We start from the raw sequence: 16636 nt of genomic DNA on the forward strand, positions 1-16636 counted from the left end.
TAATAAAAAGAGATTGGCTGAGCGCTAGCAATGCCGGATCTCATTTTAAGATAACCTAAGCGGTTATCAAGGGAGATGATGATGAACGGTAACAAAACAATAATGATGCAATGTAACGGATTCATAAGTTAGGACCGGGCATTTCTCAATTGGTTCAATCTTTCATCTTTTTTTATTTTGAAACGGTTTGAAGTCTCAAGTTAACTTAAGGTCTTCAGCCAGAGCCGGAATTCCTCATCCATACTGGTTCCCCACTCCTTAACCAGGGCCTGATATCTAGGATAGTCGCCACTACGGGTAAAAGAGAGCATGGTATCGACCTTATCTTTGTGCTGTTCCATCATGAAGCGTACAGCGAGATAACTCCATCGGTAGACGCGCTCCGAGCCACCATTTTTTTCATAGCTGGTATTAAACAGCTCGCTCAGCTGGTAGCTCTCTCCCTCGTCGGAGGGTCTGTTTGCAACGGCGATGGCCGCGGCGTTGTCATCGCCATGGGAGATATACTCCCCTAAGCCTTCGCTCCACCACACTAGATGAGGCAGCAGAGGTGCCGGTTTCGGACAGTATTCGGGAGCGCTGTGAGAGTCATGCAGTGATGCGCAAAAGTCACCATATAAGTTGAAATGGCCATCTAAATAGTGCACATACTCATGTGCCAGATTCCAGATCTGTCCCTTTTTTTCATAGGCCACGAACTCTGCCTGGTTGTTTGCCTTATGTGGCAAGCCCTCTAAAAACATGCCTCCGTTGTCACTGGGCACATTGAAATGCTCGGTCACATAACGTTTGTAATCATCACTCGAGTGATACACATTGGCTCGCATGCTGACATTATTATCATTCATTACCGGTTTACCCTGAGTGCCAAAGAGGCGATGAAATTTCATCTCCTGTTGACTCATTAATTCACAGGCTTGCGCTATCTGCTCCTTGCTTAACGCTTGAGAGCGGATCACTATGGTGTCGCTGCAGGCATGATTTTGTGAAAGAACTTCAGATAGTGGGGCAAGCTCCTCTGCGAGGGTCACAGTTGAGCCCAGGCATACGATGCCGGCAATAGGGAGCAGATGAGATACTTTCACTCGATGTTTCCTTTGGGTTACTTTTGTATACAATATCCCCCAAGTGTTTCATCTTAGGATATTTATGTCAATTATCATGACAAGCCTGTATGTGCTGGTTACTATATTTGTAGCTCAATTCATGTTAACTCTGCGGCTTTTAGAAGGAAGGAACAGTGTCGAATCGATGGGATAATAATCATGACTATCACTCATTCTCCAATGTAGATGAAGTGGCCGTCAGGCACCTGGCATTGACGCTGGATGTCGACTTTAGCGCTAAGCTTCTGTCGGGGATTGCAGAGCTCTCGCTGGAGTTTATCGACGATACCTGTCGTGAGTTGTGGTTAGATCTAAGGGAGTTATCCATTCTTAAGGTTGAGGATGATAATGGTCAGCCGCTTAATTATCAGATAGACAGAGAAGACCCTGTTTTGGGGCAGAGATTGAATATTTCACTGCAGTCGGCCACGGGTAAGGTTAGGGTGCATTATCTTACCTCGCCCGAAGCTCAGGGGCTGCAGTGGTTGAGTCCTGAACAAACCAGCGGTAAGAGGTTGCCATTTCTTTTCAGTCAATCCCAGCCCATCAACGCAAGAAGCTGGATCCCTTTACAAGATACACCCAAAGCCCGAATTACCTTCGAGGCTGAAGTAACTGTGCCTGTCGGTATGCGTGCGGTGATGAGTGCCCTGAACGATGCCGATGCAGGGCTAAATGGACGGTTCTCCTTTGCGATGGAGAAGCCGATGCCGACCCATCTGTTAGCGATAGCCGTGGGGGAGCTTGGGTTTGGAAAAATCGGTGCAAGAACCGGCGTCTATGCCGAGCCTGAACTGCTCGACGCGGCAGTGAAAGAGTTTGAAGATACCGAGCAGATGGTAGAGATAGCCGAGTCTCTTCTCGGCCCCTATCCGTGGGGACGCTATGACATGATAGTGCTTCCGCCAAGCTTTCCGTTTGGGGGGATGGAGAATCCAAGGCTGGCGTTCATTACCCCGACCCTGATAGCGGGGGACAAGAGTCTGGTTTCCACCGTTGCCCACGAGTTGGCACATTCATGGACCGGTAACTTAGTCAGTAACGCAACCTGGCGGGATCTCTGGTTAAATGAGGGCTTTACCACCTACTTTACCAATCGGATCGTCGAGGCCGTATTTGGCAAAGAGCAGGCGGAACTTGAAGTCGTCATAGAGTATGGTCGTCTGAAGGAGGAGTTGGCGACGACTGAGGTTGAACAACAGGATCTACCGGCAAATGTGCAGAGGCAAGATCCAAACGATGCCTTCAACCGCTTTACCTACGATAAGGCTTCTATGTTTGTTCACGACCTTGAGAAGCGGCTCGGTCGTCAGGCGTTCGATAAGTTCCTCTATCGTTACGTTCAGCACTTTGCGTTTAAAGCCATCACCACCGAGGCGTTCGTCGCCTACGCCAGACAGACACTACTGGTTGAGCATAAAGATAAAATATCTGAAGCCGAACTGCTGGAGTGGATCTACGGTTACGGTATGCCCCCATACTTCACTCCCCCCCAGTCCGATAGTTTGGATAAGGTGGATGAAGCACTGTCATTGTGGTTAAAGGGAGCCGCTGCCGAGTCTCTGGTTACGCAGGAGTGGCGTGTGCATCATTGGCAGTACTTTCTTAACAGCTTGCCCGAAGTGTTGTCGCAAACTCAGCTGATGGAGCTGGATGAGTGTTTTAAGCTGACAGAGTCTACCAATGCAGAAATTGCCTGCGACTGGTTCCGTATAGCCATCCGAAACCACTATGATCCGGTTCTTCCGGCATTGACTAAGTATCTGATCCGAATAGGCAGGGGGAAGTTCGTGAGACCACTGTTCTCTGAGCTTCAAGTCGCCGGTTACCATACCGAGATTAAGCAGATATATGGAAAAGCCCGGCAAGGCTACCACCCCTCAATCGTGGTTCAGCTGGATAAGAGTTTACATTATCGGCCGTGAATAGGAGCAACCACTATGATGAAAAGTAGTGGGGAGCTTGAGCTGTTTATGGGGAATCGCTGCAGATATTTCTGAGCCGAACAGGCAAAAAAAATGGCATCCATCTGCTCTTTTGAGCCGGGATGCCATAACAGTCTTAAAAAGAATCTGTTTCAGGAGTCATTAAGTCTTTGGCGCTAGCTATCTACTTAACGTTTCCTGCAGGACTCATTTGAGTCCTAAAGGGAGGTGATGAACCATGATGAAAACATTAAACATGTAACACTAAACTTGCTACATATAGTGAGAGTAACGATATCGGAAAAAGTTCAGATTAAATAAGAAAAAATTAATACTTTTTGGTGATTCATCCGGAAGCAGATCCTGTTTCGGATAAAAAAAGGGCAACCATCTGGTTGCCTGATGATCTCGAAAGATCAAGGGGACCGCGCTAGAAGTCCCGGGAGAATGATGAACATGAAAAAGCCTTTCGCTGTTCATATAGTTTGATGCCCCGGGATGAAAAAAGTTCAAAAAGTAGTCACCTTTTTTGAGTTTTTTTGCTTGGTATCCTTTATGTTATTGTTTACTTTAATAAAGAAATAATACTTTTTTCTATCGACTCAGGCTTAGTGGTTGACGCGAATCGCTCCAGCACCTTACCCTCAGCATCGACAAGGAACTTAGTAAAGTTCCACTTAATCCCTTCACTGCCCAATATGCCTTTGGCCGACGATTTCAGATAACGGTATAGTGGGTGGGCATGCTCGCCATTGACCTCAATTTTTTCAAATAGGGGGAAGCTGACGCCGAAATTCAGTTCACAAAAAGATTGAATTTGATCTTCGCTTCCGCTCTCCTGTTCACCGAATTGATTGCAGGGAAAACCCAGTACGACAAAGTTGTCAGGTCCAAATTTTTCGTAGAGCTCCTGCAGCCCCTTGTACTGAGGTGTGAAACCACACGCGCTGGCGGTATTGACTATGAGCAGCACCTTGCCCTTGAATTTAGAGAGTGGCACAGACTCTCCCTGAATGTTTGTTGCCGAGAAATCGTAAATTGATTTTGTCATGTCTCACTCCTCATAGGTTTCGGATAATATAACAGTATCAAAGCTTGTTGGCAATATAGTTGTGCGCAATCTATTTTATTGGTTTTCTGTGTTGATACGAATTGTTATCTAATGAGGGATGTTTGGCAATTTGTTATCGGCTTGGCTCCCGGCGTGATATTCAGGTTGCGGTACTGTTTGAGTTTTGCTCGGCATTATTCTTTTAAAACAATGTGATACTTGTTGGGCTGGGTGTTTTTGATATCATTGGGGAAACGATAACCTGAGGTTCGTATGAAGCATAAATTATGGAGTTGTGCGCTCCTTCTGTCGGCGGTATCAGTTACCGCTCACGCAAATGATTTTAGTGTTGGATTGAATGATGATGTGATCTCAACCGATCTCATCTTAGATCTTAATAAGCAATCAAATGCCGCACTGGGGTATATCTACTCCAATGACGGCGGCCACCTTGCGTTCGGTGCGATGCATTTAAAACATGATGCCGGAATACACCATTTTGAAATTGGGGCTAAGTTCTCCCATGTTTGGGCAAAACAGAGTGCCAATGGGAGTGTGGTAGGGATTGGTGGCCGTTATGCCATGGACTTAGGCTCTAACCTGTCTTTCCATGCCTCAGGCTACTATGCGCCAACCGTGCTCTCATTTGGTAGCGTCGACGGGCAGTATGAGTTAGACAGCAAGGTGCAATTTAAACTGAATCCGAACCTGGCGTTATTTGCGGGGTATAGAAATATTCGCTTCCAGTATGATAATGCCTCTAACTCGACATTCGATAGTGGCTTCTATATCGGGGGGCAGGTGAGTTTCTAGACCGCCTTACTCTGTTATCGCGTCGGTATCGGGGCGATAGCAGTACGCTCTCCTCTTTCGGCTACGACCGGCTATTTAATTTTCGGTTGTTAAAGCACTGCAAATATGGTCTGTAAAGTTGCAAACTTCCCATTGCGTTAATAGACTTAATCGATCTTGCCATCGGTCTGTGGGCTTTCGTAAATGTTCCAAAGAGCATGGGTTTCATTACTTCTGTGTTTGACTCTGCTCATCGGCAGTTTCGACTCTATTGCGGCGCCCGCTATCGACCAATCGTTTCTGTTTCACTCCTCTGCTTATCAAGAAGTTCCCTCCAGGCACGCCGATGTGATGGAGTGGCTTTCAACGCTCGAGAAAGCCGATAAGATAAGCCTTACCGGTGGCAGCTACTGGCTGGCCATGCCGGTCATGATGTATGAAGATGAGTCTGAATGGGTGATAAACGTCAGAAACTCAGTCGTAGAGTCACTGGATTACTACATGCTTGGTGATGATGGCAGTAACCAAGATTCGCATACCGGCTATTACGCTCCCTATGAATTTCTGTTCGATTATGGCCGAAAGATTAAAATGAGTTATGGTGTTGAGTATTGGTTGATTGTTCAAATTGAGAGCCGCTACTTCTCTTCAGTGCCAAAGGTTGAGCTGAAACCCTTCAGCGAACACAAGCGAAGCTCAGATCTTGAGGCGATGGCGGTAGGTCTGTGTCTTGGTGGCCTGCTGTTCATCGCCCTCTATAATTTACTCATCTACACTTCGATTTTTGACCGGGCGTTTCTCTACTACGGCCTATATGTATTGACCTACTTCGCTGGTTGGGCCTTAACCTTTCATGTGCCGGCGCATTTAATGAATTTTCATAATCTGGAGATCCACCACCTGTTCTTTATCGGTTTGCCGATTTTTAATATCCTGTTTTATAGGCACTTCCTTCAACTCCCCGAGTATTCACCTCTACTGTGGAACCTGAGCAAACTCTTGCTGTGGACCTGTATACTCGCATTGCCGACGAGTATCTTCTGGGTTTCTCATACCGCCCTCATCGCCTCGGTGTTGATAATGCTCTGGATAGCTCTTGCCATCACATGCGGTAATGTTTGTCTGCTCAAAGGTTTCTCTCCGGCCCGATATTTTATTATCGCTTTTACCTGCCTGTTACTGCCATCTGTGCTTATCCTGCCCGGTAATCTGGGTCTTGCCCCTGATTTGATCGCCTATGCCGAGTTGGCGACGCTGTTTGGCGGAACCATCGATGCTCTGCTCCTATCGTTAGCGTTGGCGAGTAAGATCAAGATACTCTCCCGGGAGCGTCAATCATATATAGAGACATTAGGGAGGGCCTGGAAAAAGATAAGGCAGGATCAATTGACTCAGTTACCCAATCGTCACGCATTCGATGAGTTTATGCACTCGCAGCCGTTAACGGGCAAAGAGGCGAGGCAAACGTTACATCTCTTCTTATTGGATATCGACGGCCTGAAGCTGGTCAACCATACACTGGGTCATCAGCATGGGGACTCGCTGCTTCAGTATGCTGCAAAGCAATTAACACTCATCTGTGAGTCTCACGAGAGGGTAAATCTGTTTCGTATAGGCGGAGATAACTTCGTTATCTTGATATCGGTCGAACAAACCTCCTCCCTCAAATTGGAGTTGGAGTCGCTTGCAAAGGATCTTGAGCGGGAGGGGGGGAACGGAACCGGCCTGAGCTATGGTTATGCGTTAAATCATGATGCCAGAGATGCAAGGGATTGGTTGAGAAACGCAGATATCGACATGTATGAACGTAAAACTGAGAAACGTCGACATAGGCAGACCCAGCTGCTGTCGACGACGGGGTCGCTGATCTAGTTCAGTAGAAAGCCCAGGAAGAGCTGGAGCGGGGACCTCCACTACTGCCACTTATGTTCACGGTACTCGCCGGATAGCGCTTCAAGATACTGACGCTTATGGGCCGAATTCTGCCTGCGTCTGTGCTTATTTCGTTTATCTCTCAGCCTGCCTTGCTCCTCCTCATCGCTCTCCCTGAGTCGCGGATTATTATCATAAAAGTTTGTCATCTCTCTCTCCAATTAAAGTCTGACTCATTGAATATAAGCCTGCTTTCCTCCCGGGAACAGATAGAGGCAAGCTGTCTTTATAAAAAGAGTATAAATGGCTTGTGACAAACAGATGACAGGCAGATGATGAAAAGGTGACAGCTCAAAGAGTGCGGTTGACCGGATGAGCTTTTTTGGGAGGAGATAGATGGGGAAGGGCTGGTGGCTGTTGAATAAAAGGCGACCCTAGGCCGCCTTTTGTCGTTATCTATAGCCTGGGGGGCGGGATCAGCGTCGTCTCATTCGCGCCACAAACATGCCGTCACTATCGGCTTCGAACGGAAATACGGTTAGCATCTCTGTCTGTTTGCCGGTGAAAGGGTGCGTGCTCGCCTCTAAGGTGAACTCACTCTGTTCGGCAAGAAAGGCATTAACTACCTGCTCATTCTCAAGGGGGGAGAGTGAGCAGGTAGCATAGACTAAGGTGCCGCCATCTTTAACGGCCTGACTGCTTCGGCGCAGAATATCGAGTTGAAGAGCCGGCTTGTTCTGAACCGTTTCTATGCCATCGATCCAGCGCATATCCGGATTCCGGCGCCAGGTGCCTGTGCAGCTACAGGGGGCATCGACCAGCACACCATCGAAGTGGTTATGGGGAACCGGCAGCTCATCGGATCTCCAGGGGGAGACTGATATTCCCTTAAAGCCGGCGCGTTTGGCTCGCTTGGCTAACTCCTCTAAGGGTTTACGGCGTATATCTGAGGCGACAATATTGCCAGCAGATCGTGGATTCTGCAGGAGCATCAGGGATCTCAGTTGCAGGCTTTTGCCCCCGGCGCCGCTGCAGGCGTCCCACCAAAGGTCGCTCTCAATGGGGGCACAGATATGGCCAATCACCTGAGAGCCGAGATCCTGGATCTCCAGCTTGCCCTCTTTATATAGGGCTAAGCCATTTAAGTTGATGCTCTTATGGCCTAAGTTGATGGCGTCGCTGAAATAGTCACTAGCTGTCGCCGGAACATCTAGCTTATTGAGCTGCTCAATGGCGGTAGCGGTATCGATATTCTGGGCGCGGCTCCAGATAGGGGGGCGCGATGACAGAGACTCGACCATGGCCAGTCGCTGCGCCGCATCTTCGATAGGACAAACCTGCCAGAACCAGCCTGGCACCAGCTCATCGGTAGTGAATGTCAGTGGCGCAAATTGCGCATTCATCCATTCACACTTGCCGGTCACACAAGAGAGCGGCGCATCCAGGCAAGATCCACACTTAGAGTCCGATTTTAACAGAGCCTGACCCGAAAATTCGCTCCAGGCCTGAACTATCTCATGCCACGCATGGGACTCTATGGTTGCACTCGCGCCGAGCATAGCGAACCAGGCCTGACTCGAGCGGGAATCTCCCAGTTTACTTAACCAGCCCCACCAACGGAACAGGGCAAACAGACTCTCACGGATCACCCGCCGGTCTTTAGAGCCATGCTTCTTATTGACCCGAAAGTACTCACTTACGACGCGATCGGCCGGTTGCTGTTCATCCATCACCTGATGAAACAGCTGGTATATGGTGTTGGCGTAGCTGAGCGCCCGCTTCTGAGCCGTAGTTTCAGCCTGTATGTCGGTTATTGAGATTAAGTCTTTCGGGGTTGAGTTACTTATGCTCGAGTTCAAGGAGTCGCCCATGGGTAGTTGCCTAGCGCTGATATTTATCTGGGCGCAAGTGTAACAGAAGTCGGCCAGCCTTAGAATGAAGGCTGGTGGCATTTTTGTTTTGCTAAATGATAATTGTTTGGTTGTTTGGAGGCCGCATCTTTATTGTGCACTTATTCTTCTAAGGCGAGGCAGAGGAGTTTAAAATAGTTAAAATTGATGAGTGTGATGAGTGAGCGCTTCCTCGAAAGCTATTTAGGGTAACCTTAAGAAAAGAGTGAGAATAGCGGCTCACTAGCTTGGATTGAGCCTTGCTTCGCCCTGCTAACCCGAAAATCGAGGGGCCCTGGCGGTCACGTACCTCGCATTTAATTATCTCCGAACCATTTTTGTTTGAGCTTGTCTAGCTCTCCACTCTCTTTGAGTTGTTTCTTACCCTGCTCGAAGGCTTTAAACAGCGTCTCCCCCCTGGGGTTAGTTTTGAGGGAGGCCAGATACTCGTGAGTAGAGTCGAGAATGGCGAGCTTTCGATATCTGTGTTTCCAACCCGCTTGTTTTAAAAAGTAGTCCCAACTGTATTCGTAACCAAGGAGGGCATCGATCCGGTTTGACGCCAACATTTTAAATCCTTGTCGAGTGCTGGTGACATCATACTTAATTATATTTGAGCTTGAGTGCCATTCATCCCCATAGTTGAAACCTCTTTTAACGCCAACGGTTAAGCTCTCCAGGGTTTTTAAGCCTTGCCACTCTATTGCGTTGTCGGCATTGACATACAGCGCAAAGTTGATCTTGCTGATGGGCTGCTCCGAGTAATCAAATACCTTTAGTCGCTCTATGTTCTTTCCTGCGGGAAAGAGAATGTCAACTTTACCCTGCTGTAACGCGTTTAGCGCCCTGGCCCATGGCGTAACCGATAGATGAATCGAGTAGCCCATTTTATGGAAGCTGGCTCTGAACACATCCCAGCTATATCCGCTAAACCCTACCGCATCCTGACCCACAGGTATGAACTGATTACTCTTGCTACCCTCAGCCGCGAAACAGAAGGGAGCGTAATCATTTAAGGTTGCAACACTGATTAGCTTTTCATTGGCGGAGGTTGAACAGCTGAGGAAAACGATAGTCAGGGTGATTAAGAGATGTATATAGCGCATGTAATTATTTTTCGGGAGCAGGGCCATTACTTTTAAAGATAGCATGTGTGTATTAGATCTGATTACTGTCAGATATAAAATTTGATTTGTTGGTTGATTAAGGCTGCTATAGCTAAAAGTCGATTCGGCCTCCATGCCTCGTACCTCGCATTGCACTTAAAGTTTACTTTGTCACCATCTTGTTTATCTCCCTGGCGAGCTCCTCTTTACTTAGTTCTGAGGAGGGCGGGGTGATGATCCCTTGCTGACATGCCGGGCGTCGGCCTAGTTCATCAATCCAGCGCTGCAGGTGAGTCAGACCTTTGATATCGACGCCGCTCCACTCATATGTTCTCACCCAGGGCCAGGTCGCCATGTCGGCGATGGAGTAGTCATCGCCCGCCAGATAACGGTTTTCGGCGAGCCGGTTATTCAACACCTCGAACAGACGACGGCTCTCATGTTGGTAGCGATCGATGGCTGCGGGAATTTTTTCGGGGAAGTAGCGATAAAAAACATTGGCCTGTCCCATCATGGGGCCGACGCCGCCCATCTGGAACATCAACCACTGAATGGCTTGTGAGCGCTCCTTAGGCTTGTCGGGCAGAAATTGCCCTGTCTTTTCGGCGAGATAAAGTAAGATCGCACCTGACTCGAAGACGGCAAAATCATCATTGTCCCTGTCTATGATAGCTGGAATGCGACCATTGGGGTTGATGGCCAGAAACTCGGGCGCTTTCTGCTCGCCTGCCATCAGGTCGATATGGTTAACGCGATAATCAAGCCCCATCTCTTCGAGTGCAATGGAGATCTTGTGTCCATTTGGCGTGGCAGCGGTGTAGAGCTCTATCATAGTTACTCCTTAACTTAACCGGTTGATAAACTTATCGAGTGTAGTTTAATAATCCAGATCCAATGCGAAGCAGAGGTAGCCCATCAGCTTCTGAGTCTGCTTAAATTCGTTGGCGCACCAGCTGACAAAGTTTTTATCGTATACCTGCCTGGCGTCTATATTCTTGACCGCGATGAAGTCTTTGCGTTTAAGTTCCTCGATCATGGGGTGAGCTTTATCATAGCCCCGTGGCGGGCGCATTAAGCTACCTCCTTCCATCTCAAAACCTGCGGCTCTCAGCTGTGCCAGCGCTTTCTTATAGGCGTTGGGATTTTCATCTAGGCAGGTGCGGATCTGACTCAGCGTCTTGGAGTCCGGATGCCAAATGCCGGCACCGAGAAAACAGCCCTCGTTAGCAACATGCAGGTATAAGCCCGGAGCGTGAACATCTTTCCCCTGAAAATGCCTGAACTGAATACCCACATTGGTCTTGTAGGGGGTCTTATCTTTACTGAATCTGGCATCCCGTTGTGGCCGCATCAAGCTGCCCCCAACTTTCTTGGGTACAGCCGTCAGTCTGGGGGAGAGGGAGAGGATATGGGGCTGCATGGCTTCGATGAACTTAAGCGCCGGTGTGCGCACTTCATCTTCATAGCGGGCCTGGTGGGATTTGAACCATTCGCGCTCATTGTTACTGGCGAGCTGAGATAGAAATGAAAAACTTTCCTGAGTAAACATAGAGGTGCGGTCCCGAAAACTTGCTGAACTTGGTAACACTAAAAAGTAACACAGCAAGCCGGATATAGGGAAAATATTAGTTCGGGTGACAGGCAGAATTTAAATGTTACACAAACGTCAGATTATACTTACATTTGTTAATCTTTTGTTGGTCTATTGTTATATTTTGTGATCTCTGTTAGTTTCTAAATCGTAACTCGAACGATAATGCCGAAAAAGGCACGCTCAACAGTGAAAAGTGTTGCGGCATTATTCAGTAGCGATAGTAACTCTATACTAAAAAATAAATCGGAGAGACTTTATGAAATTATCTAAAATTGCGGGTGCGATCATTGCCCTGACAGTGAGCGTATCGACTACCGCAAAAGCAGATGACGATCGTTATATTATTCAAGTGGACAATGACAAGAAGGGCATCGTTAAGGCGTTAGCCAACAAGCTTGGTGCTCAAATACATGTAGATGGAAATGGCTTCATCTCGGCAACTTTTGCAGGCAAAGATCTTTCACAGGTTAAAGGATTACTGAATAACCCACACATTAAACTGGTTGAAGCGGATCAACGTCGTCACCTTATGGCATTCAGTGATGATGCGGGTAACCCTATGACCGAGCAGGTAACCCCTTATGCAGTTTATCAGTCTCAGGCTGATCAGGTTACCTTCAATGCCAGTGCCGGGATGAAGGTATGTGTTATTGATTCTGGTCTGGATAGGAGCAATGGTGATTTCGAATGGAATAATATCACCGGCGACAATGACTCGGGAACCGGTAACTGGGACGATCATGGTGGCCCACACGGTACACACGTTGCGGGTACCGTAGCGGCAGCCGATAATGGTTTTGGTGTTGTAGGTATGGCGCCGGGCGCCGATATGCATATTATCAAGGTATTTAACGAAGATGGCTGGGGCTACTCATCTGATCTGGCCAAGGCGGCCGAACTGTGTAGTGCCGCAGGCGCAAACATTATCAGCATGAGCCTTGGTGGCGGTGGTTCTAACTCTACCGAATCTAATGCATTTCAGGCGTTTACCGACGCAGGTGGCTTGGTCGTAGCCGCTGCCGGTAACGATGGTAACAACGTACGTTCATATCCTGCAGGTTACCCCTCGGTGATGATGATCGGTGCCAACGATGCCAATAATGATATTGCCGATTTCTCTCAGTTCCCAAGCTGTCTGTCTGGTCGCGGTAAGCGCGCAGTTGAAGATGAAACTATCTGTGTAGAGGTGACGGCTGGCGGTGTCGATACACTCTCTACCTACCCGGCGGGAATGGCTACGTCGGCGAACATGAGCGCCGATGGAGTGGCTTATGCGAGCTCGGCAATGGAGAACTCAGGTGCTATCAGCGGAGGTACTTACTATATGGGGACTGCCGAGGCTACCGATAATGGTGCTAACGGTAATATCTGTGTGATCGACCGCGGTAATATCTCTTTCCATGACAAGGTGGCTAACTGTGAGGGCTCCGGCGGTGTCGGTGCCATCATTATCAACAATGAGCCGGGTATGCTTTATGGAACTTTGGGTGATACCAATGCCACGACTATTCCGGCTGTTGGTGCAGCGCTAGAAGACAGGGCGGCACTTATCGCTGCCGGTACAGCCAGCATAGATATCGGTACTTCTGACTTTGGCTTCATGAGCGGTACTTCGATGGCGACACCTGCTGTTTCTGGTATTGCCGCACTGGTTTGGTCAAACCATAACCAGTGTACCGGTACTGAAATTCGTGAGGCGCTTAAGGCAACGGCCATGGACAGTGGTGCTGCGGGTAAAGATGTATACTTTGGTTACGGTATCGTCAACGCGGCGGCAGCTGATGCTTACCTGACGGCAAATGGCTGTGCCGGTAACGGCGGTGGTACTGAGCCTGGTGGCGAATTCACGCTTTCAGCTACCGGCTATAAGAGCAAAGGTGTGAAGAATGTGGATCTGAGCGTTAGCGGTGCAGCAGGCAGCAGTGTCGATCTGTACCGTGATGGCAGCAAGATAGCTACTACTTCGGCAAGCTCAGTTTATACCGACTCTATCAACACTAAAGGTGGCGGTTCATACACCTATAAGGCTTGTGATGAGGGCACTTCGACCTGTACAGGCGAGCAAACCGTTATTTTTTAAGTGGTAGGTCGCTTCGATAGTGTGTTAATCAACACCCGAAGCCACCGAACTTGATTAAAGCCAAATAAAACCGCAGCCCAGGCTGCGGTTTTTTCATGGTGCTTGCGTTGGCGTACCTGCTATTCGATGTTTAATCGATCGACTTTTTCAATCAGATATCAAAAGCCGATTTTAGAAAAACAACTTTAGAATACTACTGTCACCACCTCTGAGCAGTCCCCCCCGCCGACGTTACACACCTGAATCGTATGGCTGCCGCCGCCTTTCTGGCCTGTATTGAGATCATAGCTGTAGGGTTCACCGCTGCCTCCGCTGGCTGGAATAGCATCATTATCGTCAAAGTAGATATCGACATCCTGATATTGATACCACTGAAGAGTGATATGTTTAACGCCCTTAACCTTCCAACCTGTGGCGGTGAGGTTAACGGGGCTGGATGCGAAGGTGGTAGCCGAAGCCGTGTTGGACTCAGGTGAACTACCATAGCCATTAAAAGCTGTAACACGGTAGTAATAGGTTGTATCTGCCGATAATCCGCTATCGCTGAAGGTGGTGACATTAGCACCTACCGAGCCTGCGTTGCTCCAGCTGCTTTGATCGAGTGAGCGCTCGACATTAAAGCCCGATTCATCGTTCGATTCATCCGTCCAGCTGATATCAATCCGGCTCGATGATATCGGCGTCGCACCGAGCTGTGTTGGCGTTGCAGGCACATCGCCACCTTGCAGGGTTTCGCTGCTGATGTAGAGCTCCCGGATATAGACGGTATCTAAGCCTCTGCGTCCAGGGGTTCGGTCGGTATCTTCGACACGTATACGCACATCGCCACTGGTGCCCTGAGGCATGAAGAAGGATATCGGGCTACCACTGCTGCTATTGTTGATCACAAGTAATTCGCTGAAGGCGCCGCCACCGACTGAGTAGGAGAAACGCATCTGCTCGTTATCACTTGAGCCTGTCATCCAGGCATCGAGATGTAGGGTCACTGTGTTGCCCGCTATGATATTGAATAACCAGGTATGTTGCAGGTAACTATAGCGACTATTTTTTTTGCCGCTGGATTCCCGCTCCTGTATCGACTGCACAGAGCTGCTATCTAAGGTATCTGTATAGTCTCCCGTGACGGTGCCCGCACCGAACAGCTCGCTATGGGCGTATTGGTCCAGATAAGCCGGTGGTGAGATGCTGATCTTCGAGAGTATGACGCTATCCTGGGCACCTAAGTTGTCTGTGACGGTAAGGCTTGGGGTAAATGTACCCTGAGCCGAATAGAGGTGAGTCGGATTGGCTGAAGTTGAGCCGTTGCCGTCGCCGAACTGCCAGACATAGCTTATGGTGCCGGACTCATCCTGATCTTCTGAGCCTGTACTATAAAATTGAACACTGTGGGGGGCGGTGCCCGAATAGCTGTCGGCACTGGCTATTGCGACGGGAGCCTGATTGATGACTGAGATAGTTAATGTGTCTGAGTCAGTTAAATTGTCGGTATCGGTAACGGTCAGGGTCACGCTATATTCACCCGGGGCCAGGTATTCATGAGATGGGCTCACTCCGCTAGCCAAGTTTCCATCGCCGAAGTCCCAGTTGTAGCTGGTGATGCCAATATCATCACTGGAAGCCGAGCCATCGAAGAATGCGGTTATTGGTGCGTATCCGGGCAGATAGTCCACCGATGCGGCGACGGCTGCAGGAGATTGTAAATTGCTGGTACTTTGTACGCTACCTGTGATGCTGTAGAGGCCTAGGCTGCCGTAATCACTGTAGCCGGTGGAGAGATCGCCTTTCCCCGTGCCATCGACCTTAAGGTAGTACTCCCCATTGCTGGTAAAGCTGCCGCTTAGCGCCGCCGGTAGTGATGAGCTGGGGTTATTGCTGGCAATCAGAGTGCCTGCGCTATCATAAAGCTCGGCCAGAATATCCAGGTTCGGGCTCACATTCGATGGCGAGATACTCAGGCTGAAACTTCCCGCTCCGGCAGTGAAGCTGAACATATCCATATCATCACGGCGGCGTATCAGGCCGCTACCTTCGAGTAGGGTCGTGTCGCCATTGGGTGTTTCGGTTAATGCCGATGCGCTGGCGATACTGTCGCCATGATCATCGAGCATCAGAGGGGCGCCGTAATTCTGTATTACCTGAATATCATCCTGAAACTGATTGGCCAGAGGGTACTCCCCCTTGCTCCACTGTACGAGCTCGCGGTAATAGCCCACTCCCATGATGGGGGCCCAGCCGGTGGCACCTGAGCCGTGCCCCTGATAGTAGCTGGAGCCACCACTCTGGCCGTCATGGCTCAGCCCCAGGTTGTGACCGGCCTCGTGGGTTATCGCTTCCCCGGCGCCAACAACGCTTGAGTTAAACACGAAGGCGGGTTTGTAGTAATCGCTATAACTGCCGTAATCGTCGAAAATCCTTAAGTAGGCGAAACCGCCGCAGCCACAGTTAGCGAAGTTATCCTGAGTGATAACCACCCGGGTGCCGAAAGTCTGATCGGACGAGGTGGTTCTGGTTATCATGTCCGGAGAGGGCTCCTGAGTGGTCACATTAACGTTAAAAGGTGCAAAATCTTCGGCCACCTGTTGCCACATCAGATAGATTCTATCGAGCTCCAGCTGTGTGAAGGAGGCCGACGTGCCATCTGTGTTATAGGCGGGGGAGTTTATCGTGGCGACATTGTATGAGTTATTCCATGCGGTTCCGGTTGTCGTGTGGCCGTCAAAATCGAGAAATATCGTTCGCGGTGCACCGGGGCGGCTGTTGAGACTAAAGGTCTGGGCTTCGCTGAGTGCGGCCTGGGGTTCACTGCCTGAAGCTGACTCTGATAGCTCGGTGGGGACTGCAATTTCTACGTAGAAGATATGTCCCTTGCGATCTAACCAAACCGTCCTATCGGTTCTGATCAATTTAGCTAAATCTGCGGTACTCATATCATATGCGGCAGCGACATCCGCTAATCTATCGCCCAGCAGAGATATGGCGTGTTCGCCATTAGCGGGTTCGGGGAGATTGATGTCAGGGAAGGCTCTGTGTTGAGAGCCGGGATTAGGAGGTGTGCCGGAGCTGGTGCTTGTATTGGTACTCGTCGTTGGGTTGGCTGCAACGGCATCTGATCCCGATAAACCTGCTGCAGATAAGGACAGGCTTAACAGCGCGATCCTTAAAAATTTAGCTCTGTAATCCATTACCGTTCCCCTTTTTTAAGCGGCCGATAGTTACCTTAA

General features: G+C 49.2%; 12 protein-coding genes. 4 read left to right on the forward strand and 8 right to left on the reverse strand.

The features are described 5' to 3' along the window. Positions 1-200 precede the first annotated feature (200 nt). Positions 201-1085, reverse strand: a complete 885-nt coding sequence (locus Q1B47_RS01070) for a collagenase (RefSeq protein WP_299787268.1) — start codon at positions 1083-1085, stop codon at positions 201-203. Between the two features lie 155 nt (positions 1086-1240). Here Q1B47_RS01070 and Q1B47_RS01075 point away from each other — a divergent pair, with 155 nt between their 5' ends. Further along, complete coding sequence (locus tag Q1B47_RS01075) at positions 1241-3031, forward strand: M1 family metallopeptidase (RefSeq protein WP_299787271.1); 1791 nt, start codon at positions 1241-1243, stop codon at positions 3029-3031. A 565-nt stretch (positions 3032-3596) separates the two neighbouring features. Here the strand turns inward: Q1B47_RS01075 and Q1B47_RS01080 are convergent. Then, a complete protein-coding gene (locus Q1B47_RS01080; RefSeq protein ID WP_299787274.1) occupies positions 3597-4082 on the reverse strand; it encodes a glutathione peroxidase in 486 nt (161 codons plus the stop codon). 273 nt (positions 4083-4355) lie between these two features. On the opposite strand from Q1B47_RS01080, the gene Q1B47_RS01085 reads away from it, so the two are divergent. Together Q1B47_RS01085 and Q1B47_RS01090 are read left to right on the forward strand one after the other, a co-directional pair. Beyond that, the gene (locus tag Q1B47_RS01085) at positions 4356-4895 is read left to right on the forward strand and encodes a YfaZ family outer membrane protein (protein WP_299787277.1); all 540 of its coding nucleotides are present in this window, start codon (positions 4356-4358) and stop codon (positions 4893-4895) included. A 183-nt stretch (positions 4896-5078) separates the two neighbouring features. Beyond that, positions 5079-6746, forward strand: coding sequence for a diguanylate cyclase (locus Q1B47_RS01090; RefSeq protein WP_299787280.1), 1668 nt, complete (start codon positions 5079-5081; stop codon positions 6744-6746). A 41-nt stretch (positions 6747-6787) separates the two neighbouring features. Here Q1B47_RS01090 and Q1B47_RS01095 read toward each other — a convergent pair whose 3' ends face one another. The 5 genes from Q1B47_RS01095 to Q1B47_RS01115 form a co-directional block, all read right to left on the reverse strand. Next, positions 6788-6955, reverse strand: a complete 168-nt coding sequence (locus Q1B47_RS01095; protein ID WP_299787283.1) for a hypothetical protein — start codon at positions 6953-6955, stop codon at positions 6788-6790. Between the two features lie 267 nt (positions 6956-7222). Beyond that, positions 7223-8605: an RsmB/NOP family class I SAM-dependent RNA methyltransferase gene (locus Q1B47_RS01100; RefSeq protein WP_299787286.1), complete on the reverse strand. Its 1383-nt coding sequence runs from the start codon at positions 8603-8605 to the stop codon at positions 7223-7225. Between the two features lie 347 nt (positions 8606-8952). Further along, the gene (locus Q1B47_RS01105) at positions 8953-9741 is read right to left on the reverse strand and encodes a transporter substrate-binding domain-containing protein (protein ID WP_299787289.1); all 789 of its coding nucleotides are present in this window, start codon (positions 9739-9741) and stop codon (positions 8953-8955) included. 163 nt (positions 9742-9904) lie between these two features. Beyond that, the gene (locus Q1B47_RS01110) at positions 9905-10573 is read right to left on the reverse strand and encodes a glutathione S-transferase N-terminal domain-containing protein (protein WP_299787292.1); all 669 of its coding nucleotides are present in this window, start codon (positions 10571-10573) and stop codon (positions 9905-9907) included. A 45-nt stretch (positions 10574-10618) separates the two neighbouring features. After that, positions 10619-11290 carry a DUF2461 domain-containing protein gene (locus Q1B47_RS01115; protein ID WP_299787295.1) on the reverse strand — a complete coding sequence of 224 codons (672 nt, stop codon included), beginning with the start codon at positions 11288-11290 and terminating at the stop codon, positions 10619-10621. A 301-nt stretch (positions 11291-11591) separates the two neighbouring features. Here Q1B47_RS01115 and Q1B47_RS01120 point away from each other — a divergent pair, with 301 nt between their 5' ends. Beyond that, positions 11592-13415 carry a S8 family serine peptidase gene (locus tag Q1B47_RS01120; protein WP_299787298.1) on the forward strand — a complete coding sequence of 608 codons (1824 nt, stop codon included), beginning with the start codon at positions 11592-11594 and terminating at the stop codon, positions 13413-13415. A gap of 185 nt (positions 13416-13600) precedes the next feature. Here Q1B47_RS01120 and Q1B47_RS01125 read toward each other — a convergent pair whose 3' ends face one another. Beyond that, complete coding sequence (locus tag Q1B47_RS01125) at positions 13601-16597, reverse strand: PKD domain-containing protein (RefSeq protein ID WP_299787301.1); 2997 nt, start codon at positions 16595-16597, stop codon at positions 13601-13603. Between the last annotated feature and the right edge of the window lie 39 nt (positions 16598-16636).

It is taken from the genome of uncultured Shewanella sp., from assembly GCF_947501225.1.
GTDB lineage: Bacteria > Pseudomonadota > Gammaproteobacteria > Enterobacterales > Shewanellaceae > Shewanella.

Coding starts and splice junctions, on each gene's coding strand:
- Q1B47_RS01080 (WP_299787274.1), bottom strand. CDS start 4,082: ATGACAAAATCAATTTACGATTTCTCGGCAACAAACATTCAGGGAGAG.
- Q1B47_RS01085 (WP_299787277.1), top strand. CDS start 4,356: ATGAAGCATAAATTATGGAGTTGTGCGCTCCTTCTGTCGGCGGTATCA.
- Q1B47_RS01090 (WP_299787280.1), top strand. CDS start 5,079: ATGTTCCAAAGAGCATGGGTTTCATTACTTCTGTGTTTGACTCTGCTC.
- Q1B47_RS01095 (WP_299787283.1), bottom strand. CDS start 6,955: ATGACAAACTTTTATGATAATAATCCGCGACTCAGGGAGAGCGATGAG.
- Q1B47_RS01105 (WP_299787289.1), bottom strand. CDS start 9,741: ATGCGCTATATACATCTCTTAATCACCCTGACTATCGTTTTCCTCAGC.
- Q1B47_RS01110 (WP_299787292.1), bottom strand. CDS start 10,573: ATGATAGAGCTCTACACCGCTGCCACGCCAAATGGACACAAGATCTCC.
- Q1B47_RS01115 (WP_299787295.1), bottom strand. CDS start 11,290: ATGTTTACTCAGGAAAGTTTTTCATTTCTATCTCAGCTCGCCAGTAAC.
- Q1B47_RS01120 (WP_299787298.1), top strand. CDS start 11,592: ATGAAATTATCTAAAATTGCGGGTGCGATCATTGCCCTGACAGTGAGC.
- Q1B47_RS01125 (WP_299787301.1), bottom strand. CDS start 16,597: ATGGATTACAGAGCTAAATTTTTAAGGATCGCGCTGTTAAGCCTGTCC.